General features: G+C 66.3%; 23 protein-coding genes. 15 read left to right on the top strand and 8 right to left on the bottom strand.

Annotation, left to right across the window (positions count from 1 at the left end):
* Positions 1-43: 43 nt before the first annotated feature.
* On the bottom strand, positions 44-367 hold the full coding sequence (locus AKG11_RS08320) for a TraR/DksA family transcriptional regulator (protein ID WP_050743533.1): 324 nt from the start codon (positions 365-367) through the stop codon (positions 44-46).
* Between the two features lie 304 nt (positions 368-671).
* On the opposite strand from AKG11_RS08320, the gene AKG11_RS08315 reads away from it, so the two are divergent.
* Positions 672-1,532 (top strand): VOC family protein, encoded by an 861-nt coding sequence (locus AKG11_RS08315; RefSeq protein ID WP_050743600.1) that lies wholly within the window; start codon positions 672-674, stop codon positions 1,530-1,532.
* 95 nt (positions 1,533-1,627) lie between these two features.
* Here AKG11_RS08315 and AKG11_RS08310 read toward each other — a convergent pair whose 3' ends face one another.
* Entirely contained in the window at positions 1,628-2,038 is a 411-nt protein-coding gene (locus tag AKG11_RS08310) for a DUF930 domain-containing protein (RefSeq protein ID WP_023516334.1), read from the bottom strand.
* A 163-nt stretch (positions 2,039-2,201) separates the two neighbouring features.
* Here AKG11_RS08310 and AKG11_RS08305 point away from each other — a divergent pair, with 163 nt between their 5' ends.
* The 5 genes from AKG11_RS08305 to AKG11_RS08285 all read left to right on the top strand — a co-directional run bounded on the left by AKG11_RS08305 (position 2,202) and on the right by AKG11_RS08285 (position 6,771).
* Complete coding sequence (locus tag AKG11_RS08305) at positions 2,202-3,329, top strand: AI-2E family transporter (RefSeq protein ID WP_082342374.1); 1,128 nt, start codon at positions 2,202-2,204, stop codon at positions 3,327-3,329.
* Positions 3,330-3,462: 133 nt separating this feature from the next.
* Positions 3,463-3,771 (top strand): sulfite-sensing transcriptional repressor BigR, encoded by a 309-nt coding sequence (bigR, locus tag AKG11_RS08300; protein WP_050743598.1) that lies wholly within the window; start codon positions 3,463-3,465, stop codon positions 3,769-3,771.
* Positions 3,768-4,178 carry a YeeE/YedE family protein gene (locus AKG11_RS08295; protein ID WP_050743532.1) on the top strand — a complete coding sequence of 137 codons (411 nt, stop codon included), beginning with the start codon at positions 3,768-3,770 and terminating at the stop codon, positions 4,176-4,178. The genes bigR and AKG11_RS08295 overlap by 4 nt, the downstream gene beginning before the upstream one ends.
* Complete coding sequence (locus AKG11_RS08290) at positions 4,175-4,609, top strand: DUF6691 family protein (RefSeq protein ID WP_050743531.1); 435 nt, start codon at positions 4,175-4,177, stop codon at positions 4,607-4,609. The genes AKG11_RS08295 and AKG11_RS08290 overlap by 4 nt, the downstream gene beginning before the upstream one ends.
* Before the next feature lie 68 nt (positions 4,610-4,677).
* A complete protein-coding gene (locus AKG11_RS08285) occupies positions 4,678-6,771 on the top strand; it encodes a S9 family peptidase (RefSeq protein ID WP_050743530.1) in 2,094 nt (697 codons plus the stop codon).
* A gap of 201 nt (positions 6,772-6,972) precedes the next feature.
* On the opposite strand, the gene AKG11_RS08280 is transcribed toward AKG11_RS08285, so the two are convergent.
* Both AKG11_RS08280 and AKG11_RS08275 read right to left on the bottom strand, forming a co-directional pair.
* Positions 6,973-9,042: a caspase family protein gene (locus AKG11_RS08280; RefSeq protein ID WP_050743529.1), complete on the bottom strand. Its 2,070-nt coding sequence runs from the start codon at positions 9,040-9,042 to the stop codon at positions 6,973-6,975.
* 147 nt (positions 9,043-9,189) lie between these two features.
* Positions 9,190-9,669: an invasion associated locus B family protein gene (locus AKG11_RS08275; RefSeq protein WP_050743528.1), complete on the bottom strand. Its 480-nt coding sequence runs from the start codon at positions 9,667-9,669 to the stop codon at positions 9,190-9,192.
* A gap of 159 nt (positions 9,670-9,828) precedes the next feature.
* Here AKG11_RS08275 and AKG11_RS08270 point away from each other — a divergent pair, with 159 nt between their 5' ends.
* The 6 genes from AKG11_RS08270 (at position 9,829) to AKG11_RS08245 (ending at position 17,671) form a co-directional block, all read left to right on the top strand.
* On the top strand, positions 9,829-11,340 hold the full coding sequence (locus AKG11_RS08270; protein ID WP_050743527.1) for a protein adenylyltransferase SelO: 1,512 nt from the start codon (positions 9,829-9,831) through the stop codon (positions 11,338-11,340).
* A 372-nt stretch (positions 11,341-11,712) separates the two neighbouring features.
* Positions 11,713-14,046: a glucose/quinate/shikimate family membrane-bound PQQ-dependent dehydrogenase gene (locus tag AKG11_RS08265; RefSeq protein WP_050743526.1), complete on the top strand. Its 2,334-nt coding sequence runs from the start codon at positions 11,713-11,715 to the stop codon at positions 14,044-14,046.
* 95 nt (positions 14,047-14,141) lie between these two features.
* Positions 14,142-15,818: an ABC transporter ATP-binding protein gene (locus AKG11_RS08260; RefSeq protein WP_050743525.1), complete on the top strand. Its 1,677-nt coding sequence runs from the start codon at positions 14,142-14,144 to the stop codon at positions 15,816-15,818.
* Between the two features lie 69 nt (positions 15,819-15,887).
* Entirely contained in the window at positions 15,888-16,337 is a 450-nt protein-coding gene (locus tag AKG11_RS08255; RefSeq protein ID WP_050743524.1) for a hypothetical protein, read from the top strand.
* Positions 16,338-16,560: 223 nt separating this feature from the next.
* Entirely contained in the window at positions 16,561-17,061 is a 501-nt protein-coding gene (locus tag AKG11_RS08250) for a GNAT family N-acetyltransferase (protein WP_023516107.1), read from the top strand.
* 25 nt (positions 17,062-17,086) lie between these two features.
* Positions 17,087-17,671 carry a DJ-1/PfpI family protein gene (locus tag AKG11_RS08245; protein WP_050743523.1) on the top strand — a complete coding sequence of 195 codons (585 nt, stop codon included), beginning with the start codon at positions 17,087-17,089 and terminating at the stop codon, positions 17,669-17,671.
* Positions 17,672-17,880: 209 nt separating this feature from the next.
* Here the strand turns inward: AKG11_RS08245 and AKG11_RS08240 are convergent, their stop codons facing one another.
* The 3 genes from AKG11_RS08240 to AKG11_RS08230 all read right to left on the bottom strand — a co-directional run bounded on the left by AKG11_RS08240 (position 17,881) and on the right by AKG11_RS08230 (position 20,163).
* Positions 17,881-18,789: a c-type cytochrome gene (locus tag AKG11_RS08240; protein WP_050743522.1), complete on the bottom strand. Its 909-nt coding sequence runs from the start codon at positions 18,787-18,789 to the stop codon at positions 17,881-17,883.
* 160 nt (positions 18,790-18,949) lie between these two features.
* Positions 18,950-19,396, bottom strand: coding sequence for a c-type cytochrome (locus tag AKG11_RS08235; RefSeq protein ID WP_023516104.1), 447 nt, complete (start codon positions 19,394-19,396; stop codon positions 18,950-18,952).
* A 131-nt stretch (positions 19,397-19,527) separates the two neighbouring features.
* Positions 19,528-20,163 (bottom strand): LysE family translocator, encoded by a 636-nt coding sequence (locus tag AKG11_RS08230; protein ID WP_023516103.1) that lies wholly within the window; start codon positions 20,161-20,163, stop codon positions 19,528-19,530.
* A 121-nt stretch (positions 20,164-20,284) separates the two neighbouring features.
* Here AKG11_RS08230 and AKG11_RS08225 point away from each other — a divergent pair, with 121 nt between their 5' ends.
* Positions 20,285-20,986 carry a helix-turn-helix transcriptional regulator gene (locus tag AKG11_RS08225; protein ID WP_050743521.1) on the top strand — a complete coding sequence of 234 codons (702 nt, stop codon included), beginning with the start codon at positions 20,285-20,287 and terminating at the stop codon, positions 20,984-20,986.
* Between the two features lie 57 nt (positions 20,987-21,043).
* On the opposite strand, the gene AKG11_RS08220 is transcribed toward AKG11_RS08225, so the two are convergent.
* Positions 21,044-21,646 (bottom strand): superoxide dismutase, encoded by a 603-nt coding sequence (locus AKG11_RS08220; protein WP_024270857.1) that lies wholly within the window; start codon positions 21,644-21,646, stop codon positions 21,044-21,046.
* A 208-nt stretch (positions 21,647-21,854) separates the two neighbouring features.
* On the opposite strand from AKG11_RS08220, the gene AKG11_RS08215 reads away from it, so the two are divergent.
* Positions 21,855-22,247 (top strand): hypothetical protein, encoded by a 393-nt coding sequence (locus tag AKG11_RS08215; protein WP_050743520.1) that lies wholly within the window; start codon positions 21,855-21,857, stop codon positions 22,245-22,247.
* Between the two features lie 112 nt (positions 22,248-22,359).
* Entirely contained in the window at positions 22,360-23,247 is an 888-nt protein-coding gene (locus AKG11_RS08210; protein ID WP_050743519.1) for a serine hydrolase domain-containing protein, read from the top strand.
* Positions 23,248-23,261 lie beyond the last annotated feature (14 nt).

Genomic DNA, 23,261 nt, shown 5'->3' with positions numbered 1-23,261 from the left:
ACGAATGCTCGACCCAAACCCGAGACCCCTCCCGCGGCAAGCGCTATTGCTGCGCGATGCACTCCTCGCAGAGCGCGGCATGGGGCACGGCGGCGAGGCGGGCCGCGGAGATCGGCGCACCGCACTTGGCACACCGTCCGAAGGTGCCGGCGGCGATGCGGTCGAGCGCGGCGTCGATGGCGCCCAGTTCCTTGAGACCGGTCGTGCCGAATTCCTCCAGCACCTCGTCGTTCTCCCGCTCGATGGCTCGGTCGGCGCTGTCGCCGCTCTTCAGCGTGTCGAGATCCTTCTCGATCCTGTTCAGGCGGCTGTAGAGCTCGCGCTTGCGGGCCTCCAGAATGTCCTTGTACTGCGCCAGGTCCGTCACGGTACCGATCTCCTTTCATCTGCGATCATGCACTGAAAATGGCATCGCGCCTGAGAAACGACATTGATCGGAATCAAGTTCCCGAACCGGCACCGTCAACGCTGCATTGACAGTAAATCGCCGAAACACCACCTTTCGTGAACGCCGCCGCTCCGCCATATTCCCCCACGACAGAACGGTTTCCAGGGGAAACCGAAACAGGGATAAAACCATGACGGACCTCGACAGACGGACATTCCTCGGCGCCGCCGCCGCGGGCATCGCCGCCACCAGGGCCGGCCCCAGCCGCGCGGAGACCGCCCCGATGAACGATACGAACAGCCACGCCATCGACATGCCGGCCTTCGTCGATCATTCGCACCTGACGGTGATCGACCTGCCGATGCTCTCGGCCTTCTACCAGAAGGTGATGGGGCTTTCGGTGCTGGACACATCGGCTTCTGGCGAAACGCTCGGCGTTGCCGGCCGGCCGCTCCTGACGCTGACGACGGGCAGCAACGCCGCGCGCGCGCCGCGCAATGCGCCGGGCCTCTTCCACACCGCCTTCCTGGTGCCCAACCGCCGGGAACTCGGCCGCTGGCTCGCCCATGCGGCGCACAACAACGTGCCGCTCACCGGCGCTTCCGACCATCTCGTCAGCGAGGCGATCTATCTCGACGATCCGGAAGGCAACGGCATCGAGATCTATCGCGACCGCGACCGCGCCGAATGGACCTATGTGCCCGACGGCAAGGTCAAGATGGCGACGAACCGGCTCGACCTGCAGGCTCTTTATGACGAAGCGCCGAAGGACGGCTGGACGGGCCAGGAAAACGGCACGGCGATCGGCCACATCCATCTCCAGGTCTCCGACATCCCGGAGGCGGATGCCTTCTTCCGCGATGTGCTCGGCCTCGACATCATGGCGAGCTATCCCGGCGCCAGCTTCTTCGCGACGGGCAAGTACCACCACCATGTCGCCGCCAATGTGTGGAACTCCCGTGGCCAGCCGAAGCGCCAGACGGGCATGACGGGCCTTTCCGACTACACGATCCGCTTCAACGATCCGGCGAAGCTGGAAACGGCACTGAAAAAGCTGGAGGAATTGTCGATCGCGACGACGCGCGAGGGCGACACAGTCTCGCTCGTCGATCCCTGGGGCATTGGCCTCAAGCTCTCGGCCTGAGCCGACGCGCGCCAAGGTGGAGGGTTGGAGCATCCACCCTCTGCCCTGCTGGGCGGAGGGTGGTATCGGGCGTCGCTATAAGACGCCCCACGGCCTCAATCGTAGAGATAATGCGCGGCCCAGTCCTCGTGCGGCACCACGTCGCCGATGCGGTACTTGAAGGCATTGACCTCCAGCCGGTCGGCGCTCGCCTCGCATTTGTAGGACAGGCGATACCATTCGCCACCGCTGCGGAAGACGGCGCCCTTCGTCTTGATCGTGGTACCGTCGAGCTTGGGATCGCCGAAGGCATAGGCGATCACCTTGTCCGGGCGAAAGCCGCCCTTGTCGCCGCTGATCTTGTCCATCGCCTCGATGTCGCAGCGCTGCTCCAGCCGCTCTTCCGGCGTCAGCTTCTGAAGCTGGCTGCGCACGCGGGCATCGATCGCCAGCGCGGGGGATGAACAGAGCGGCGCGAGCGCCAGAGTGCAAAGGGCGATAAAAAGCCCGCCTGCCTGCCGTTTCAACTGTCGGCCTCCTCTTCGTGGCGTCATTACCGACACCTTAATTCGGGGTTAACGGGCAATATGTCGATTTCGCGGCGCTGGCAACCCACCGCAGGTTTCAGGCCACAAGCGGCGGAACTTCCGCACGCTTCGCGCGTTTTTGGCGCCAAAGAGAGGCTATGCCATGCACGACATTTCGGGAAAACCGGCGGAACGGCGGCTCCTGCGGGGCAGCCTCGACATGGAAATGGACCTTTCGCAGGATGCGCCACACCGCTACGGGCTGGACATCGCCGCGGCCTGGGCAGCCATCGGCATCTTCGTCATCATGGCCATGGCCGTCGTCTATCTCATGGCGCCGATCCTCATTCCGCTGTCGCTGGCGGTCGTCACCGGCCTGATCTTCGGCGTGGCCGCGGAAAAGCTGACCGATCTCGGCATTCCGCCGCTCCCGACCGCGCTGCTGCTGGCCGGCGCCTTCGGGGTGGGCGTCTTCTTCATCGCCGGCATGCTTGCCGATCCGATCACGCAGCTTGCCGCAAACGCCCCCGATCTGGTGCGCGGGGCCTATGACCGCATCACACCGCTGTTCTCCCGCCTCGGCTGGCTGAACATCAGCCCGCAGACCTTCGAGAGCGGCCAGATGTCGATGGAAAAGGTGCTGGAAAACACCGGCAGCATCCTCGGCATCCTCTCGGCCAGCCTCACCCCCGCCCTCCTGCAGGGCATGATCTTCTTCGCCGCGCTGGTGCTCTTCCTCTCGGCCCGGCTGAAACTGCGCCAGATGCTGATCATGGCCTTCCCGCGCCGCGGCCAGCGGCTTGCCGCCATCCGCGTAATGAACGCAATCGACAGCGCGCTCGGCTATTATTTCGCCACCGCCGCGCTGGTCTACGGCGCGCTCGGCGTCGTCACCGCGCTCATCACCTGGGGCGGCGGGCTCGCCATGCCCGTGCTCTGGGGGCTCTTTGCCTTCCTCTCCTCCTTCGTGCCCTTCCTCGGCGTGACGCTGATGACCATCGCGCTCGCCACCGCCGGCCTGCTCACCCACGAGACGCTGATGATGGGCCTCCTGCCGGCGCTCGCCTTCTTCGTCGTGCACCTTGCCATGGAAAACCTCATCATGCCGGCCGTGATGGGCAAGCGGCTGGAGGTCAACGCTTTCATCATCTTCACCGCCATCATCTTCTGGACCTGGATGTGGGGCGCGGCCGGCGCCATGCTGGCGCTGCCTCTGTCCATCATCGGCATGACTATCGCCGACGAGCTGCGCCCCGCCAAGCGCAAGGCCCGGCGCAGCCTGCCCGGCTGACAAACCGTCGCACCGTCACAGTCCCGCTTGCCAATAAACATTATACATTATATGAAAGTGTATAATGTTGAAAGCAACGGCTGGAAGGACGTGCCCCTTGAGCGTGACGACACCGCCCGGCGGCAAGGCGACAATGCCGCCGCAGGCCATGGAGGCGCGGGCGGCCGAGGTCGCCGGCCTCCTGAAGACGCTCGCCCATCCGGCCCGGCTGATGCTGGTCTGCACCCTCGCCGAGGGCGAATTCTCCGTCGGCGGCCTCGAACGCCGGATCGGCATCCACCAGCCGACGCTCTCCCAACAGCTCAACGTCCTGCGTGAGGCCGGCATCGTCGAGACCCGCCGGGAAGGCAAGCAGATCTTCTACCGCCTCACCGCCGAAAAGGCCGCAAGGCTCGTCGGCGCGCTCTACACGATCTTCTGTACGGACGAGGACAATCCATGATCGACTACCTCCCCTCCCTTCTCGGCGGCATGCTGATCGGCCTTGCCGCCGCGCTGCTGCTCGCCCTCAACGGCCGGGTCGCCGGCATCAGCGGCATCCTCGGCCGGCTCACCCAGGGGAGCAACGTCGCGGTCAACGCCGCCTTCGTCGCCGGCCTCCTCCTCGGCCCCATCCTCTATCGCGGCTTTGCCGGCGGCTGGCCGGCCGTTACCATCGCCGCCCCGTTGCCGCTCATCGCCGCGGCGGGCCTCCTTGTCGGCTTCGGCACGCGCATGGGCTCCGGCTGCACCAGCGGTCATGGCGTCGTCGGCCTTGCCCGGCTTTCGCCGCGCTCCTTCGCCGCCGTCGCCAGCTTCCTCGTTGCCGGCGTTTTCGCCGTCGCGCTCCTGCGGAGTTTCGGCCTGTGACCCGCCCCGTCCCGCAAATCCTGTCGGCGCTCGCCTGCGGCGCGCTCTTCGGCCTCGGCCTTGCCCTGTCCGGCATGCTGGACCCGGCGCGCGTGCAGGGCTTCCTCGACCTTGCTGGCGACTGGGATCCGAGCCTTGCCTTCGTGCTCGGCGGCGCCGTCGCCGTCATGGCGCTCGGCCTCGCCCTCATCCGCCGCCTGCCGCGCCCGGCCTTCTCGGACGGCCTCCACCTGCCCGATACCCACCCCGTCGACCGGAGGCTCATCCTCGGCTCGGCGCTGTTCGGCCTCGGCTGGGGGCTCGGCGGCTTCTGCCCCGGCCCGGCGCTGGCCGCCCTTTCGCTCGGCCGGCCGGAACCTCTCCTCTTCGTTGCCTGCATGGTGGCCGGCATGGTGTTGCACGACCGGCTTTTCGCCCGTCGGGCGGGCTGAACGCTTGATGCAGGCCGCAGGGCTCTCTATCTCTCTGATCCCGCCTACCGATTTGCCGGAGTGAAATCTTGCCCGTCTTCAAAAATCTGCCCGCCGCCCCCGTCGCCGCCAAGAAGCCGGTCTCCGATACCCGCCACGGCATCACCCGCACCGACGACTACGCCTGGTTCCGCGACGAGAACTGGCAGGCGATGTTCAAGGACCCCTCGATCCTCCAGCCGGAGATCCGCACGCATCTGGAGGCGGAGAACGCCTATATGACGGCTGCGATGGCCGACACCGAGGCGCTGCAGAAGACCCTGTTTGCCGAGATGCGCGGCCGTATCAAGGAGGACGACAGCTCGGTGCCCGTCAAGGACGGCCCCTTCGCCTATGGCACCGCCTATGTCACCGGCGGCGAGCAGCCGCGTTACTTCCGCGAACCGCGCGACGGCGGCGAACGCACCATCCTGCTCGACGGTGACAAGGAGGCGGCGGGCAAGCAGTACTTCCGCCTTGCCGGCATCGGCCATTCCACCGACCACTCGCTCGGCATCTGGGGCTATGACGACAAGGGCTCGGAATACTTCACGCTGAAGGTGCGCGACCTTGCGACCGGCGAGGACCGCGGCGACGACCTCGTCAATACCGGCGGCGACGGCGTCTGGGCGCCGGATGCGAAGAGCTTCTTCTACACCGCGCTCGACGAGAACCACCGTCCGTCGAAAATCTTCCACCACATCCTCGGGGAGCGGCAGGAAAACGACCGCCTCGTCTATGAGGAGAAGGATGCCGGCTTCTTCATGTCGGTCGGCGGCTCGCTGATCGACGACTTCATCTACATCGACATCCACGACCACGAGACGAGCGAATACCGCCTGCTCTCCACCAAGGACCTACTTGCGACCCCGGTCCTCGTCGCTCCGCGCCAAGTGGGCCTTGAATATTCGATGACGGAAGGCGGCGACGTCTTCTACATCCTTACCAATGCCGACGGCGCCAAGGACTTCAAGATCTGCCAAACGCCGGTGACGGCGCCGGGCCGCGAGAACTGGACGGAGGTCGTGCCGCATCGCCCGGGCACGCTGATCCTCAACCACATGGCCTTTGCCCGCCACCTCGTCTGGCTGGAGCGCCATGAAGGCCTGCCGCGCATCGTCGTGCGCGACCGCGCGACGGGCGAGGAACACGCCATCGCCTTCGCGGAAGAAGCCTATTCGCTCGGCCTTTCGGGCGCGGCGGAATACGACACCGACGTCATCCGCTTCTCCTATTCCTCGATGACGACGCCCTCGCAGCTCTTCGACTACAACATGGCGACGCGCGAGCGCACGCTTCTGAAGACGCAGGAAGTGCCCTCCGGCCACACGATCGACGACTATGTCACCCGCCGCGTCTTCGCCCCCGCCTGGGATGGCGAGACGGTGCCGGTCACCCTGCTCTACCGCAAGGACACGCCCCTCGACGGTTCCGCACCCTGCCTGCTCTACGGCTACGGCGCCTACGGCATCACCATCCCGGCGTCCTTCAACACCAATTGCCTGTCGCTGGTCGACCGTGGCTTCGTCTATGCCATCGCCCATATCCGCGGCGGCAAGGACAAGGGTTTCGCCTGGTACGAAAACGGCAAGATGGACAAGAAGACCAACACCTTCAAAGACTTCGTCGCCGCAGCCGACTATCTGAATCAGGAGAAGTTCACGTCCTACGCGAACATCGTCGCCGAGGGCGGCTCGGCCGGCGGCATGCTGATGGGCGCGATCGCCAACATGGCGCCGGAAAAGTTCGGCGGCATCATCGCCGCCGTGCCCTTCGTCGACGTGCTCAACACCATGCTGGACGACACCTTGCCGCTCACCCCGCCGGAATGGCCCGAATGGGGCAACCCGATCGAGAGCAAGGACTTCTACCAGTTGATGGCCAGCTACTCGCCCTACGACAACGTGGAGGCCAAGGCCTACCCCGCCATCCTCGCGCTCTCCGGCCTCACCGACCCGCGCGTCACCTATTGGGAGCCGACCAAATGGGTCGCCCGGCTGCGCGAAAAGACCACCGGCGGCGAACCGATCCTCCTCAAGACCAATATGGGCGCCGGCCACGGCGGCGCCTCGGGCCGCTTCCAGCGCCTGGAGGAAATCGCCTTCGAATATGCCTTCGCGATCAAGGTGGCGGGGAAGATGTGACGGCGACCCGCAGGCGGAGGTTTAGCCCCTCATCCCGCTGCCGCGACCTTCTCCCCGCAGGCGGGGAGAAGGAAGCAAGCCGTGAGGCTTTCCTGCATTCGACCATCTCCTCCTGGTGGGAAACCAGTGCAGCAAATCCCTTCTCCCCGCTTGTGGGGATAAGGGGCCGGCAGGCGGATGAGAGGCAGCCACTGCGGCGCCCTACCGGAACGCCGCCACACATGCCTTGAGGTCGTCCAGCATCGCGCTCGAGCCTTTCAGGCTCGTCCGCACGTCGCCGATACGGATGGTGTTCCCCCGCTTCAGTGCGTCGATCACCCCGCCGTCGCGACCGAGGTCGTAGGCGATCTCCTGGCCACCATAGGCCTTGCCCTTGACGTCGTAACCAGCACCGTCGTCGATCCAGTATGTCGCGTCGTTCGTGTAGTCGTCGCGGTAGTCGTAGGCCGTGTCCTGGAAGCCGAAGGTGACATGGCCGTCGTCGTACCAGCGGAAGGCGGCGTGGCGGCCGCCCTCGCCGCTGCGGGTGGCGCGGCAGTTCAGGAAGCGGCGGTCGCCGGAGAAATCCGCGGCGATCTCCCAACCGCCGACCGTGCGCGCGGCGCGGTAGGGATCGGCGTCCTTGCCGTAGCCGTCGTCGTGGCCGGCGGCAGCGGTTTCGCCATAGGCATCCGTCTTCGTCTCTTGGCTGGCCTCCGCGGCATAGCCGTCCGTCTTCGTGTCGTGGCCGGCCGTGTCGCTTGACGCGTGCTGCTCGTCCGGGAAATCGCGCAGCGCGGCGCGGTACTTGTCGTAGAGCCCGAGGCGGCGCACGTCGACGAAGTCGAACTCGTAGTCCTCCAGCGCGCGCACGCTGTTGTCGCGGAAACGCACGAGGCCGCGCACGCGCAGGCACCCGTCGCCGCATTCCACCTCGTCGACATATTCGCGGGCATTGTCATCCGGCGTCTTGAGGGCGACGCCAAGGCTGTGGCGGCGCTCCTCGTTGATCGCGCGGAACATCAGGGACTGCGCGTAACCACGGCGGTCCTCGTCGAAATAGTCGTAGATCGCGCGCTCCTCGCTGGGGCTGAGATCGTCCCGGCTCGCGACATAGATGCGCCGCTCGGGAATGCTGGCCGCGGTGATGACGTTGCGCAGCCGCTCATGCGAATAGACCGTGGTGAAGTAGGAGAGATAGTCGCAGCCTTCCGGCGGATACCAGAAGCGGACGTCGATCAGCACCAGCTGACCGTCCTTGTAGACATCGGAAAGACGACGATCCTGCGCATAGTCGCCGAAGGTGATGCGCCCGCAGGGATCGCCCCGGTCGTTGGATACCGTGAGATAGGGCATCTCGTCGCTCACCTCGCGGTCGCCGGAAAAGCGCCGGGCGAGAAGGTCGATCTTGCGCTTGGCAACAGAAGCGAAGATGCCCTCGGGATAGCGGCCGAGATAGCGGTCATAGGCCTCGCGGTTGTCGGCGAGCGAGGCGAATTCGTAGAAGGCGATCTCGGCCTCGTCGACCTTGTCGTCCTTCGGGCTCAGGGCGAACTTTCCGTAGTCTGCATCGCTCTGCCAGGTCTCCTGCTTGCCCTTGCTGCGCTCCTTGACGATCTCGCCGGTCTTGCGGAAGGCATCCTCCAGCACGATGCCGGGAATGCTGATCGCATCGACGAAGGCCGAAGCGAAGGCGCTGATCGGCGTTCCCTCGTAGTCATAGGCGATGCCGGGCGCGGCGGCATAGGCATAGTGCACGCCCGCGGCGTCCTTCGGCTCGGCGAGCCCTTCCGGGATGTCGCGCAGCGTCAGGAACGGGTTTTCGTGTGCGGCGTCGAACAGCACGACCTTCAGGCCCTTGCCGAGCCCGCGCAGCGTCTTCGTGATTTCCGAGACGGGCAGCGAACGGTTGCGCAGGCCCGTGACGGTGCGGCCGGAGGCATCGACCGGCAGCAGGAAATTGTCGCCGTCGATCTGCACCGCATAGCCGGAGAAATAGACGAAGAGCACCGGGTCCTCAGCCTTCTCCGCCAGCCGCGTGAAGTTGTTGAGCGCCGAAAGCATGCCGAGATGGTCGGCATCGGTGACGCGCGTCACGTCGAACTCCACCCGCTCCAGCGCCTCGCCGACGAGGTCGATGTCGTTCAGCGGATTTTCCAGCGGCTCGGCATCCTCGTATTCGGCATTGCCGATGAGGAGCGCGTAGCGTTCGGCGGCAAAGGCCGCAGGCGCGACGAGAAGAACAAGACAGGCGGCAAGCGCCGCGACCCACCGATGGACATTCCGCTGCACGATACCCTCCCCGAGGCATGATCGCGGTCCGCCGGCACGCCGGCAACCGGACATTCGCTCACCCAATGCATGCTTGAAAAGGGGACGGACGGCGCCGCCCGCTTATTCAGAAGGTCATGAAATTCCACACGGCGGCACGGCGCGGCGTCAGGAGCCGGTGCAGGCGGCCACCAGCTTGTCGATCGCCGCCTTCGAGCCCGTCAGCGGAAGGGCGAGCGGCTTGAATGCCGTTTCGGGATAGGCGACGGTGAGCGCCTTGCCCGCCTTCAGCCGATCGACCAGCGGGCCCGCGAGCGGGACCTCGCTGACCATCGCGCCGTCCATCGCCTCGTAATGCGCCGGCCGGTCGAATGCTTCGCCGTCGACGGAAAGACGCAGCGGGCTGGAAAAATCCCCGCCGTCGCCCGGCGGAAAATCCAGCGCCGCAGCGGGAAGGAACCGCAGGTTCAACTGACCTTCCGGGCCGCATTTCAGGAAGAGGTTGCTTTCCGTCGTCCCGGCGCCGACACAGACTGCGGCCAGCATGACAGGCCCTTCCTCCTCCTCGGAGACGGCGGCGCTCCAGGCGCCGCAGGTTTGCGCGCAGGCGATGGACGGGAACAGCAAAAAGACCGCGAGCGCACGCATCTGGCAGGACCCCGACATGTTGAACCGGCATGGCTTGTCACCGAACGCTAGCACCGCGCCTGAGGGACGGCAAGCGAGCCTCCTTGCACCGGCCCTTTCATTCCGGCCGCGCATCGCTACCTATAGGCAAACGAGACGAGAACGCCGCAAGAGGACGCCATGAGCAACGCCACCAACCCGCAGCGCAGCGACGACGGCCGCCCCGTCGACTTCGACAACAGCTATGCGCGCCTGCCGGACCTCTTCTTCGCGCCGGTCGATCCGAGCCCGGTGGAAGCGCCGCGGCTGATCGCGTTCAACCGCACGCTTGCCGGGGAACTCGGCCTTGATGCGGATGCGCTGGAGCGGCACGGCGCGGGCTATTTTTCCGGCAACGTGCCGCTGCCCGGCTCGCTGCCGCTTGCCATGGCCTATGCCGGCCACCAGTTCGGCCAGTTCGTGCCGCAGCTCGGCGACGGACGGGCGATCCTCCTCGGCGAGGTGATCGACCGCGACGGCCGTCGGCGCGACATCCAGTTGAAGGGCGCCGGCCAGACGCCCTATTCGCGCCGCGGCGACGGGCGGGCGGCGCTCGGGCCGGTGCTGCGCGAATATATCGTCAGCGAGGCCATGCATGCACTCGGCATACCGACGACGCGGGCGCTGGCGGCGGTCGCCACCGGCCAGCCGGTCTATCGCGACCGGGTGCTGCCCGGCGCGGTCTTCACCCGCGTCGCCGCAAGCCATATCCGCGTCGGCACCTTCCAGTTCTTCGCCGCCCGCGGCGACACGGAGAATGAGCGCGTGCTCGCCGACCATGTCATCGACAGGCACTATCCGGCGCTGAAGGGCGCGGAAAACCCCTATCTCGCGCTGCTCGACGCCGTCGCCGACCGGCAGGCGTCGCTGATCGCGAAATGGCTCGGCGTCGGCTTCATCCACGGCGTGATGAACACCGACAACATGACGGTATCGGGCGAGACGATCGATTTCGGTCCCTGCGCCTTCATGGATCACTACGATCCGCGCACCGTCTATTCCTCCATCGACCGCAACGGGCGCTATGCCTTCGGCAACCAGCCCGCCATCGGCCAGTGGAACATCGCCCGGCTTGCCGAGGCGCTGCTTGCCCTTCTCGACGACGACCAGGACAAGGCGGTGGCGATGGCGAACGCAGCCGTTGGCCGCTTCATGGATCGCTTCCAGGATCACTGGAAGGCGGTGATCCGGGCGAAGATCGGCCTTGGCGCCGAGGAAGACGACGACGACCAGGGCCTGATCCGCGACCTCATGGTCACGCTCTACGAGCAGAAGGCGGATTATACGCTCGCCTTCCGGCGCCTTGCCGACGCGGCCGAAAGCGAGGCAGCGGACGCAGCCCTGGAAGACCTTCTCGAAACGCCCGGCACGCTTGCGCCCTGGCTTGCCCTCTGGCGCGCGCGGCTGGCGCGGGAGGCCGGGACCCCGCAGGCGCGCGCTGCGGCGATGCGCAGCGTCAACCCCGCCTTCATCCCACGCAACCACAAGGTCGAGGAGGCGCTGGCGGCGGCGGTCGACCACGGCGACTTCTCGCTGTTTTCGGCGCTGAACGACGTGCTGGCGCGGCCCTACGAGGACCAGCCCGCCTTCGCCGCCTATGCCCTGCCGCCCAAGCCCGGCGAGGAGATCACCGCAACCTTCTGCGGGACGTGACCGAAATGGGGTTGAAGGCCGCCCCTTCCTTGTAGGCGCCCATCACCCGGGGCGCTTGCCCCTCATCCGGCCTGCCGGCCACCTTCTCCCCGCAAGCGGGGCGAAGGGATACGCCGCGCCGTTTTCCCCAAGCAACACCCGTTCGTGGGGCACGTCCCCTCTCCCCGCTTGCAGGGAGAGGGTTAGGGTGAAGGGCAAGTTCCCCGTGTGATGGTTTCGCCCTCAAAACATGAGTCTAAAAGTATTATTTTCTCTTCTCCCCTTCTCCGGGATTGAAGCGCCACGATTCCGCCCTAATTTCTCCCGTGTCCCTCCTTGAGCCGGACGTCTTGTCGGCCTCCTCCCCGGTCGGCAGCACCAACGGAGATCCCCATGTTGCTCACACTGACCGCCGCCCTCTTCGCCATCATCGGATTGGTGCTGACGGGCGGAGGCGGGTGGCTGCTGTCGCTCGGCGGCAGCCCCTATTATCTCGTCACCGGCCTTGCCTTCCTCGTCACCGCCGTGCTTCTGCTGCGCCGCTCCGGCGCGGCGCTCTGGCTTTACGCCCTCGTCATCCTCGGTTCGCTCGGCTGGGCGATCTGGGAAGTCGGTTTCGACTGGTGGCAGCTCGGCCCGCGCGGCGGCGTCATCGTGCTACTCGGCCTGTGGCTGATGCTGCCGGCCATCCGCCGCCCGCTCGGTTTTGCCAGCCCCACCGGCACGCCCTACCCGGCCTCGGCCCTGCCGCTCGCCGTTGCCGTGCTCGTCTCCGTCGGCGTTGCCGGCTTTGCGATGACGCAGGACCCGCACGACGTGGCCGGCAGCCTGCCGACCGACGTCGTCAACGCCACGCCCGCCCTCGGCGGCAATGTGCCATCCGGTGAATGGCACCAATATGGCCGCACGCAATACGGCCAGCGCTATTCGCCGCTCGACCAGATCAACACGGAGAATGTCGGCACGCTGAAAGTCGCCTGGCAGTACCAGACCGGCGACGTGAAGCTGCCCGACGATGTCGGCGAGACCACCTATCAGGTGACACCGCTGAAGATCGGCGACACGCTCTACATGTGCACGCCGCACAACTGGGCAATCGCGCTCGATGCGGCCTCGGGCAAGGAGAAATGGAAATACGATTCCAACTCCGGCATGAACCCGGACCGCCAGCACCAGACCTGCCGCGGCGTGACGTATTATGCCGATCCGGCCGTGGCCGCCGGCACGACCTGCGCCACGCGGGTCTATCTGCCGACCTCGGACGCCCGGCTGATCGCGCTCGACGCGGCGACGGGCGACGTCTGCACGAGCTTCGCCGAAAACGGCGTGCTGCAGCTCGAGCAGGGCATGCCCTACAATCCGGCCGGCTACTACTATTCCACCTCGCCGCCCGTCATCACCGACGGCAAGATCATCATCGGCGGCGCGGTGAACGACAACTACTCCACCCAGTCGCAGTCGGGCGTCATCCGCGCCTTCGACGTCAACACCGGCGCGCTCGTCTGGAACTGGGATTCCGGCAATCCGGACGTCACGACGCCGCTGCCCGAGGGCAAGGTCTATACGGTCAATTCGCCGAATTCCTGGTCGGTCTTCAGCTATGACGACGCCCTCGGCCTCGTCTATATCCCGCTCGGCAACCGCGTGCCCGACCAGCTCGGCATGGGCCGCAGCGAGCATGTCGAGAAATACGCCTCCTCCATCGTCGCGCTCGACATCAAGACGGGCGCGGTGCGCTGGGTGCGCCAGACGGTTCACCACGACCTCTGGGACATGGACGTGCCGGCCCAGCCGGCGCTGATCGACATCACCAGGGACGGCGCCACCATCCCCGCCCTCGTGGGCCCCACCAAGCAGGGCGACATCTACGTGCTCGACCGGCGCACCGGCGAGCCGATCATCGAGGTCAAGGAAGTGCCGGCACCGACCGGCGCCATCCCCGAGGACTTCACCGCGCCGACCCAGCCGGTCTCCGGCCTCACCTTCATGCCGCCGCCGCTCAGGGAAAGGGACATGTGGGGCATCAGCATGTTCGACCAGCTCGCCTGCCGCATCGACTTCCTGTCGATGAAGTACGAAGGCCGCTACACAACGCCTTCGCTGGAAGGCACGATCGTCTATCCCGGTAATTTCGGCACGTTCAACTGGGGCTCCGTGGCGGTCGATCCGGAGCGGCAGGTGATGTTCGGCATGCCGACCTACCTCGCCTTCACCTCCCGCCTCGTGCCGCGTGACCAAATCCCGCCGAAGGGCCAGGGCGAGAAGGGCTCAGAACAGGGCCTCAACCGCAACGAGGGCGCGCCCTACGGCGTCTTCATGGGCCCGTTCCTCGGCCCGCTCGGCATTCCCTGCCAGGCGCCGCCATGGGGCTATGTCGCCGGAGCGAACCTTGCCACCGGCGAGATCGCCTGGAAGCACAAGAACGGCACGGTCATGGACATGACGCCGCTGCCGCTGCCCTTCAAGGTCGGCGTGCCCGGCATCGGCGGTCCGATGATCACCAAGGGCGGCGTTGCCTTCCTCGGAGCCGCAGTGGACGACTACCTGCGCGCCTACGACCTGACGAGCGGCCGCCAGCTCTGGGAGGCCCGGCTTCCCGCGGGCGGACAGGCCACGCCGATGACCTACACGGCCGGCGACAGGCAATATGTGCTGATCGTCGCCGGCGGACACGGCTCCGTCGGCACCAAGCCCGGCGACTACGTCATCGCCTATACGCTGCCGTAACGAAGACGTGATCCGCCATCCGGCCGGCGCGCGATTGCCACCGCGCGCCGGCCTTTTCACTATGCCGCCTCCTCCTCTCCTCCCGGAGATTCGCCATGCAAGACGACTGGCGGCTCATTGCCGCGCCGGTGAAGATCATCCTTGCCAACTACTGGCGCTCCTCGCGTGGCCTGCTGGCGCTCGTCGCGATCATCGTCTTCCTTTCGGCGATCGCCTCCATCGCCGCGCCCTACCTCTTCTCGCGCCTCATCGACGCCATGGCCGCCGACCGGATGGCGGAGATGCTGGCGGCCGGTCTTGTCGTCTATGCGTTGCTCATCGGCATCGCGGCAGCCCTCCAGCACATGGTGCAGTATCTCTCCTACATGAGCGCGGAGAACCTCAGCTTCATCGCCAGCACCAGCCTGTTCGAGCGGCTGCTGAAGAAACAGGCCGCCTTCTTCACCGAGCACAACCCGGCCGAGATCGAAAGCGCCGGCCAGCGCGGCCAGGGCGCGATGATGACGCTGGTGCAGCTCGCGCTCATCGTCTTCATTCCCGGCATCACCCAGATCACGCTGGCGCTCGTCATGCTCGGGGCGACGATCAATCTCGAGGTCGTCTTGATCGTCGTCGCCTATGGCGGCGTCTTCATCACGCTGACGGCCATCGCCAACCATCGCACACGGCAATATCTCGACGCGGCGATCGAAGCCGGGCAGGAGAACGCCAAGTTCATCGGCAATGCCATGACGGCCATGGAGACGCTGCGCCATTTCGGCAGCCATGGCTGGATGCAGGCGCGTTTTGCCGGAAAGGCCGGAGAGGAGCGCGACAACTGGGCGGCCTTCTGCCGCCGACGCATCGGCTATTCGTCGCTGATGGGCGCCGGGCTCGCTTTGCAGTTCGTCATCACCTTCCTGCTCCTCCTGCCGCGCTACCGGGCGGGCGATCTCAGCGTCGGCGACATCGTGCTGTTCAACACGCTGCTGCTGCAGCTCAACCAGCCCTTCGAGATGATCGGCCATGCGCTCGACGACGTGGTGCGCGCCCGCGCCTCGCTGCTGCCGCTCGCCCGCATCTGGGCCGCGCCCGAAGAGCCGGATACGGGCACGTCGGGCGGTTTTTCGCCCGACGACGGGCGCCTCGCCTTCGAAAATGTCTCCTATGCCCACGAGAACGGCCGCGGCGTCGAGAGGATCGGCTTTGCCGCGACGCGCGGGCGCATCACCTATCTCGTCGGCGAAACCGGCTCCGGCAAATCGACCCTGCTGCGCCTCGCGCTGAAATCCATCCGCCCGCAGGCGGGCCGCATCACCGTCGACGGCATCGACCTCGATGGCGTTTCCCAGCGCGACTGGTATGCCGCCGTCGGCATCGTGCCGCAGGAGGCGGTGCTGCTCAACGACACGCTCGCCGTCAACATCGTGCTCGGCCGCGTCCTCGACCCGCAGCGGCTGCGGCGCGCGGCGGAAAAGGCGGCGATCCTAGCCTTCATCGAAGGCCTGCCGGAGGGATTCGAGACCATGGTCGGCGAGCGCGGCATGAAGCTTTCCGGCGGAGAACGGCAGCGCATCGCCATCGCCCGCGCGCTCTATGCCGACCCGCAGTTCCTCTTCCTCGACGAGGCGAGCTCGGCACTGGACGAGGCGACGGAAGCGGGCATCATGCAGCATATCCGCGGGCTTGCGGGCGACGTGACCATCCTTGCCGTCACCCATCGCAAGAGCGTCATCGCCCCGCAGGACCATGTCGTGCGGCTCGGTTCGGGCCGCATCGAGAGCGACGTGTAAAGGGCGGCAAGGCTCGCAAAAGCTGCAACCTGTAATGGTTCCCGCAATCAAGGTTCCGGGAGCCCTTCCATGAAGATCGACGGCAGCATGCTTTCCGCCTACACCTACGGCAAGCCGCGCGCGACGAGCGGGGAAAGCCTTTACGACGGCACGGGCGGCGGCGGCTCGGGGCGCAACGTCCCGACCGTCAGCCCCACGGCCCCGATCCCCTCCGGTCTTGCCAACGCGCTGTGGCTGACCCAGGCCAAGCTCGACAAGGCCGAGGACGAGAGCGCCAGCCTGATGTCCGAGTTCCTGGAGCTTTCCAAGATGACGCCGGCCGAGCGGCTGCGCAAGGAAATGCTGGAGGCCCGCGGCCTGACCGAGGAGAGCCTGGCGCAGCTTCCCGAGGAAGAGCGATCGGCGATCGAGGAAGACATCCGCCGCGCCATCAAGCAGCAGCTCGGCATCGACGACACCCAGCAGGCAGGCACGGCGGAAGGGCAATCCGTCGCCGGCACGGAGGAAGCGGGGGTCTGACCGCCTCCGCTTTCATCCCGCTTTTTGCAGGTGTCGACGAAAGCCGATTGACAAACGGCGCGATTTCGAGAATATCGCCTCCATGATCAAGAGCACGCACATCGCCGCGACGTATTTTTGGCTGTTCCGATAAGGAGCGGCTGTTCGATCATGTCAACAAGCCGCCATCAGGCGGCTTTGTTGTTTCTGGGCACCTGATGGCACAAAACCCTAGGAGCCCGAAATGCAGAATACCGTCATCAAACTCGACCCCGCCGCCCTTGATCGCCCGCCGATGCTGACCATCCGCGCCGCGCGCCCGGGCGACCTGCAGCAGATTCTCGACATGATCGCCCTGCACGCCGAATGCCACGGCGACACGGCGAAGGTCTCGGCCGTCGACCTCGACCGCGATCTCTTCGGCGCCCATCCCTGGATCACCGCGCTCGTCGCCGAAGCCGGCGGCCGCCTGATCGGGTACGCCCTGCTTGTGCCGATGTACCGCGCGCTCGAAGGCCAGCGCGGCATGGAGCTGCACCAGATCTTCGTGCGCAAGGACCATCGCGGCCACGGCATCGGCCGCCACCTCGTCTCGCGCGCCCGCGAACACGCCCGCATCGCCGGCTGCGGCTACCTTTCGGTGAGCGCGGCGACCGGCAATTTCGGTGCGCACCGCTTCTACGAGCAGATGAATTTCCGCGCCGGCCCGGTGACCGGTATGCGATACGTTCAGTCTCTGGGCTGATCGATTCGAAGAGGAGGACACCGACATGGCGAAGAGACTGGCGATCGTGCTGACCGAGGGATATGCCGACTGGGAATGCGGGCTGCTGATGGCGACGGCGCGCGGCGACTGCGGCGCCGAGACCGTCATCCTGACGCCCGGCGGCGCGGACGTGACCTCCCTCGGCGGCGTCTCCATAAAATCCGCCGGCAGGGCGGAGGATGCCGCGCCCGCCGATTTCGACGTGCTCGTGCTGTGCGGCGGCACGATCTGGCAATCCGGCGAGGCGCCCGACCTTTCGGCTCCGGTCGCGCGCTTCGTTTCGGCCGGAAAACCGGTCGCCGGCATCTGCGATGCGACGCTGGCGCTTGGCCGCCTCGGCCTGCTCGACGACCGGGCGCACACCGGCAACTATCGCGGCCAGCTGCCGGACGTCGTGCCGGCCTATCGCGGCGCGGCGCTCTACCGCGACCAGCCGCAGGCCGTCCGCGACCGCGCCGTCATCACCGCCTCGGGCGCGGCCCCGGTCTCCTTCGCGCGCGAAATTCTCGACGCCATCGGCCTCGGCACCACCGAGCTTTTCGACTATCTGGCAATGTATGGTGACGAGCATCGCAAAGCGCCGGCGTGATGGCATGATCGCCCTCCTTTGCCGTGCCGGTTACCCTCCACTTTGGGCGCGGAGGCGTTACTGCCCCGCTCCTCGGTCATGCTCGGCCGTGAGCCAAGCATCCACGTGCCGGGCGAGCCCTGAATCCTCGGCTCAAGGCCGAGGATGACCACAGTGAAATGGGGTGGAGTGAGATGGGCTGACGCTGCCGAGCCGGAGACCGCCCCGCCTCAATGCGCCGGAATCGCCTTCAGATAGGCCGCGATCGCCTCGCGGTCTTCCTTGGGCAGCAGCACCATGTTCTTCTGCACCGACACCATGGCGCCGCCGACGCTGTCGAATTCCGGGGTGAATCCCGTTTCGAGATAGCTGACGATGTCGCCCGCGCTCCAGCTGCCGAAGCCGCCCTCGGCCGGCGTAATGTTGGGCACCCGCCCCTCACCTTCCGGGTTCGGCCCGCCGGCCAGCCACAGGCCCGTCTCAAGCCCGCCGATGACATCGCGCGGCGTATGGCATTCGCCGCAATGGCCCGGCCCTTCCACGAGGTACTGGCCGCGCCTGACGGTCTCGTCGGCATTCGCCAGCGCCACCCGCGGCGCCTCGTTGAGATAGAGGAATTTCCAGCCGCCGAGCGCAAGGCGTATGTTGAAGGGAAACGGCAGGTCGTGGCCGGGCGCGACATTGCCGCTCTTCGGCAGGGTCTTCAGGTAGCCGTAGAGATCGGCGATGTCCTTGACGGTCATGCGCGCATAGGAGGCATAGGGAAAGGACGGGTAGAGATGCTCGCCGTCGCGGCCAGTGCCGCGCTTCATGGCGTCGCCGAACTCCGCCAGCGTCCAGGCACCGATGCCGGCCGTCTCGTCGGGTGAAATGTTCGGCGCGTGGAAGGTGCCGAACGGGCTCTTCAGCGCAAGACCGCCCGCCAGGACCAGCTTCTGGTCATCCGCCGCGCCCGGCGCGGCGTGACAGCTCGCACAGCCGCCCGCATGGAAGATGCGCTCGCCATTCGCAAGATCCGGCGTGCCCGCCGCGGCCCAGGCCTCCGCCGGCAGCCGCTCCGGCGCGGTGAGAAACAGGAAGGCGCCGGCGCCGACCGCACCGAGCACGACGATCCCGCCGAGAAGTTTCTTGAGTGCCATGAAAATCCCCTATCGTCCCCCGTCACCGCAGCATCCGGAACGCCCGTTTTCACACAACCCGGTGCCGATTGGATCTCGCCGCGGGGAATGTTCAGCAACGCCGCCCCGGCACTCTGCCGGGGTGGTCGCTGTTCGCTTCAGGTGGAATGGTCTACCGCAATCACTTCTTGATGCGGTAGACCTCATGACAGCCCGCACAGTTGGGGCCGATCGTGCCGAGCGCGGCACCGACGGCCGCCTGGTCCGCCGGTATGCCGGCAGCAAGGATCGCATCGGCATCGGCGGCAAGCTTGGCGGACTTCGCCTTGAAGTCGTCCATCGCTTCGAAGATCTTGGGGCTCGCTTCGGTTTCGTTGCCCGCCTCGGAACCGGCCGGGAACTGGTCCGGGAAGGCCTTGGCCACTTCGCTCATGGTGGTCAGCGATGCCTTGACGACCTCCGCATCGTAGGGCTTCTCGCCCTTGCCGATGCCGGCAAGCGCGCCCATGGCCCCGCCGACCTTCTTCATCATCTCCTGACGGACGACCTGCGGCTCATCCGCCGCCACGACGGCCCCCGCGCCGATGACCGCAAGCGCGGCCGCGGCTGCCAAAGTCCTGAACTTCATCGGGTTCTCCCGGTTGCTGGCGGGCGGTTTCCTCCGCGCCGCCGGTTTACGATGCGTGGGCATCTTTGCATTTTAGGAAGTCGAGGAAAGTAAAATATTTTTGAAAACCAAAATGATGGGTGTTCACACACTCACACCGTCCCCCAGCCCCGCCACACCGTAGCCACCGCGATCGCCACGAGCAGCACGCCCGCGGCGCGGCCGACGAGGCGGGTGGCGGCAGGATTGCCGGTCAGGGCATCGCGGCTGCGGGCGGCGGCGAGCGCGAGGCCGCCATAGACGGCAAGCTGCGTGGCCCAGATCATCAGCAGCATGACCAGCGCCTGACGCCACAGCGGGCCGAACTCCGGGCGCAGGAACTGCGGGAAGACCGCGAGCATGAAGAGATAGGCCTTCGGGTTCATCAGGCTCGTCAGCGCGCCCTGGCGAAAGCGGGTCGCAAGGCCGCGCCGGTCGAGACTGCCGACAGCGTCCACCACGATCGAGGAGCGGAAGAGCTGCCAGCCGATGAAGGCGACATAGGCGGCGCCGAGAAGCAGCAGGCCGTTGAACAGGCCCGGCGCGAAATGCAGGAGCATGCCGACGCCGAGCGCCGCATAGAGCGTATGCACGAGGCCGCCCGCCATGATGCCGAAGGTCGCCGAGAGCCCCGCCTTGCGCCCGCCGGAAAGGGAGCTCGCCAGCACGAAGACCATGTCCATGCCGGGCACGATGATGATGCCGGAGACGAGCAGGAAGAAGAGCCAGAGGTTTTCGCTGTAGGTCATGTCAGTTGTCCATTGCCGGTGCACGCCCGGAAGCCCATTGCTCCCTTGTGTTTCAAGCGCTTGAAGCGTGCTATAGCGAAGGCCAACTGACAGGGATGTGTCAGTTGTGAAGGGAACAACCATGCGCAAGGCCTCCCGGCTCTTCGAGATCATCCAGATCCTGCGCCTTGCCCGCCATCCGGTGACGGCGGCCGAGATCGCCGCGCGGCTGGAGGTGACGGTGCGCTCGATCTACCGCGACATCGCCGCCCTGCAGGCGATGCGCGTGCCGGTGGAAGGCGAGCGGGGCATCGGCTATATCCTGCGCCCCGGCTTCGACCTGCCGCCGCTGATGTTCTCCATCGAGGAGACCGAGGCCGTGGTGCTGGCGCTGGCGCTTCTGGAGCGCACCGGCGATGCGGAGCTGCAGGCGGCCGCCCGGCGGGTGGGCGACAAGATCGCCGGCGCGGTGCCGCCGCCGCTGCGCCAGACGCTCTCGGCCCGCGCCCTGCATGCCTGGGGCACCGCGCCGCGCCAGCCCAAGGGCATCGACCTTGCCGCGGTGCGCCGGGCGATCCGCGACGAGGAGACGCTGCGCATCGACTACCGCGACGAATATGGCCGCGCCAGCGAACGCACCGTCCGCCCCATCGCCCTCATCTACTATTCCGAGACCGCCAACATCGTCGCCTGGTGCGAGCTGCGCGAAGCCATCCGCAACTTCCGCGCCGACCGGGTGGAGGCCTGTAAAGCGACTGGCCTGCATTTTCGCGGCGAGGGCGACAGGCTGCGGCAGCTGTGGATTTCCGGCTGGGCGGAGAGCCGGCGGCAGGAGGCGGGGTGAATAAAAACCCCGGCCGTTTCCAGCCGGGGTTTCCTGATTTCGAAAGCGAAGAACGCCTTACTTCGTAGCGGCTTCGTAGCGCTCCAGGACGTAGTCCCAGTTGATCAGGCTGTCGACGAAGGCCTCGAGGTACTTCGGGCGGGCGTTGCGGTAGTCGATGTAATAGGAATGCTCCCAGACGTCGACGCCGAGGATCGGGTTGGCGCCGTGCACGAGCGGGTTTTCGCCGTTCGGGGTCTTGGAGATGGCGAGCTTGCCGTCCTTGACGGAGAGCCAGGCCCAGCCGGAGCCGAACTGCGTGGTGCCGGCGGCGACGAAATCGGCCTTGAACTTGTCATAGCCGCCGAGGTCGCTGTCGATCGCCTTCTGCAGGGCGCCCGGCAGGCTCTTGCCGCCGCCGCCCTTCTTCATCCACTTCCAGAAATGGACGTGGTTGTAGTGCTGGCCGGCATTGTTGAAGAGGCCCTGGTTGGTGCCGTAGGACTTCTTGACGATCTCTTCCAGCGAGAGGTCCTGAAGGCCCGCTTCCTCGGCCAGCTTGTTGCCGTTGTCGACATAGGCCTTGTGGTGCTTGTCATGGTGATATTCGAGCGTTTCGCGCGACATGAAGGGCGCGAGCGCGTCGTAATCGTAGGGAAGCGGCGGAAGTTCGAAAGCCATCGTGGTGTCTCCTCTTGGCGACGGAATTTTTTCAATGAAATCCGTGAGCGGAACATAGGAGCGGCGACCGGAAGTGGCAACCGCCCGGGTTCCAATTTTTCCTGACATGCGACAAAATCCTTCCCGTTTCCCGTGTCAGATCAATGACGAATGGAACCGGAAGCGATTCCGGACATTTTGTCCGACACCCCTGACACGGAGCCTGCCCATGCATCTTCGCCTGCTTTCCGCCCTTCCGCTTCTCCTCGCCGCCCCGCTCGCCCATGCCTCCTCGCCCGATGCCTGGGAGGAATTCCGCGCCGACGTGGAGAAGAGCTGCCTGGCGAGCCTGCCGGAAGCGCTCGGCACGCCGAACGTCTTCGTCGAGCCGACAGGCACGCAATCCTTCGGACTTGCGGCAATCGAGGGGCTTTCGCCGGAATCGAAGAGCCAGATCACCTATCTCTGCATCTACGACAAGGAAAAGAAGACCGTGGAGGTCTCCCCGCCCATCGCGGCCGAGTTCCTGCATGTGGTGCGCGAAAGCGAGCGCGAGGCGGCAGCGGCAGAAAAGGCCAAGACGGGCGACAACAAGACGGTGGACGAGGCCGGCCAGGAATAGCGCCGCGCGACCGCCGCCCCGCTGCGGCAGCAGTGTTTCTATCCGCACCTCCCGCCGGAAGCGCCGTCGTGCAAGACTTGGCCACTGATTCCTCATCCGCCGGGAGGCGCTGTTGGACGATCTCAACGCCCTGCTTTCTTCCGGCGGCTCGACGGCGCTGCTCGCCGTCAGGGGCCGCGAGGTGGTTTTTGCCCGCGGCTTCCATGCCCATCGATCGAGCGTCGCCTCGGTGCGCAAGTCCCTGATCGGCATCCTCTACGGCATCGCCGTTGCGGCCGGTGAAATCGACATCCACGCCACGCTCGACGCGCTCGGCATCGACGATCTCTCGCCGCTGACGGCGCAGGAGAAGCAGGCGACCGTCGCCGACCTCATGAAATCGCGCTCCGGCGTCTACCATCCCTGTGTCTACGGCATGGAGCCGGGCCGCCCGACGCGCGGCAGCCACGCGCCGGGGACCTTCTGGTACTACAACAACTGGGATTTCAACGCCCTCGGCACGATCTACCGACAGGAGACCGGACGCACGCTCGCAGCCGCCTTCCGGGAGCAGGTCGCCGAACCGCTTCAGATGCAGGATTTTGCGGCCGAGGATGTTTCCGATGTCTTCGGCCCGCAATCGCGTCACCCCGTCTACAAGATGCGTCTTTCCGGCCGGGATCTGGCGCGCATCGGTAGGCTGGTCCTCGAAGGTGGCCGCTGGGAAGGCCGGCAGGTCGTGCCGGAGGCGTGGGTGGCGGAGAGCACGCGGCCGCTGACCGATCTCGGCGGCGGGCGCGGCTATGGCTATCTCTGGTGGTCGGCGGAAGCGAACGCGCCGGGCGACGACCTCGCGACGGACTGGCCCATCGTCTATGCCAGTGGCGCCGGCGGGCAATATATCATCGTCATTGCGGCGCTCGACCTCGTCGTGGTGCACCGGGCGGCGGATGTCGACAACGGCATCAGCCATGCACGGATGGGACAGATCCTCCGCGCCCTGCTGCGCACCATCGTCTAACCCGCCCCTTCCCA

The sequence above is a fragment of the Shinella sp. SUS2 genome (assembly GCF_001262505.1).
Taxonomy (GTDB): domain Bacteria; phylum Pseudomonadota; class Alphaproteobacteria; order Rhizobiales; family Rhizobiaceae; genus Shinella.
This window is presented reverse-complemented; position numbering and strand designations above follow the sequence as displayed.

What these genes read in the sequence shown, in the direction of transcription:
- AKG11_RS08315 (WP_050743600.1), top strand. Translation starts at nt 672, where the DNA reads ATGAACGATACGAACAGCCACGCCATCGACATGCCGGCCTTCGTCGAT.
- AKG11_RS08305 (WP_082342374.1), top strand. Translation starts at nt 2,202, where the DNA reads ATGCACGACATTTCGGGAAAACCGGCGGAACGGCGGCTCCTGCGGGGC.
- bigR (WP_050743598.1), top strand. Translation starts at nt 3,463, where the DNA reads ATGCCGCCGCAGGCCATGGAGGCGCGGGCGGCCGAGGTCGCCGGCCTC.
- AKG11_RS08295 (WP_050743532.1), top strand. Translation starts at nt 3,768, where the DNA reads ATGATCGACTACCTCCCCTCCCTTCTCGGCGGCATGCTGATCGGCCTT.
- AKG11_RS08275 (WP_050743528.1), bottom strand. Translation starts at nt 9,669, where the DNA reads ATGCGTGCGCTCGCGGTCTTTTTGCTGTTCCCGTCCATCGCCTGCGCG.
- AKG11_RS08270 (WP_050743527.1), top strand. Translation starts at nt 9,829, where the DNA reads ATGAGCAACGCCACCAACCCGCAGCGCAGCGACGACGGCCGCCCCGTC.
- AKG11_RS08265 (WP_050743526.1), top strand. Translation starts at nt 11,713, where the DNA reads ATGTTGCTCACACTGACCGCCGCCCTCTTCGCCATCATCGGATTGGTG.
- AKG11_RS08260 (WP_050743525.1), top strand. Translation starts at nt 14,142, where the DNA reads ATGCAAGACGACTGGCGGCTCATTGCCGCGCCGGTGAAGATCATCCTT.
- AKG11_RS08255 (WP_050743524.1), top strand. Translation starts at nt 15,888, where the DNA reads ATGAAGATCGACGGCAGCATGCTTTCCGCCTACACCTACGGCAAGCCG.
- AKG11_RS08250 (WP_023516107.1), top strand. Translation starts at nt 16,561, where the DNA reads ATGCAGAATACCGTCATCAAACTCGACCCCGCCGCCCTTGATCGCCCG.
- AKG11_RS08245 (WP_050743523.1), top strand. Translation starts at nt 17,087, where the DNA reads ATGGCGAAGAGACTGGCGATCGTGCTGACCGAGGGATATGCCGACTGG.
- AKG11_RS08240 (WP_050743522.1), bottom strand. Translation starts at nt 18,789, where the DNA reads ATGGCACTCAAGAAACTTCTCGGCGGGATCGTCGTGCTCGGTGCGGTC.
- AKG11_RS08235 (WP_023516104.1), bottom strand. Translation starts at nt 19,396, where the DNA reads ATGAAGTTCAGGACTTTGGCAGCCGCGGCCGCGCTTGCGGTCATCGGC.
- AKG11_RS08230 (WP_023516103.1), bottom strand. Translation starts at nt 20,163, where the DNA reads ATGACCTACAGCGAAAACCTCTGGCTCTTCTTCCTGCTCGTCTCCGGC.
- AKG11_RS08225 (WP_050743521.1), top strand. Translation starts at nt 20,285, where the DNA reads ATGCGCAAGGCCTCCCGGCTCTTCGAGATCATCCAGATCCTGCGCCTT.
- AKG11_RS08220 (WP_024270857.1), bottom strand. Translation starts at nt 21,646, where the DNA reads ATGGCTTTCGAACTTCCGCCGCTTCCCTACGATTACGACGCGCTCGCG.
- AKG11_RS08215 (WP_050743520.1), top strand. Translation starts at nt 21,855, where the DNA reads ATGCATCTTCGCCTGCTTTCCGCCCTTCCGCTTCTCCTCGCCGCCCCG.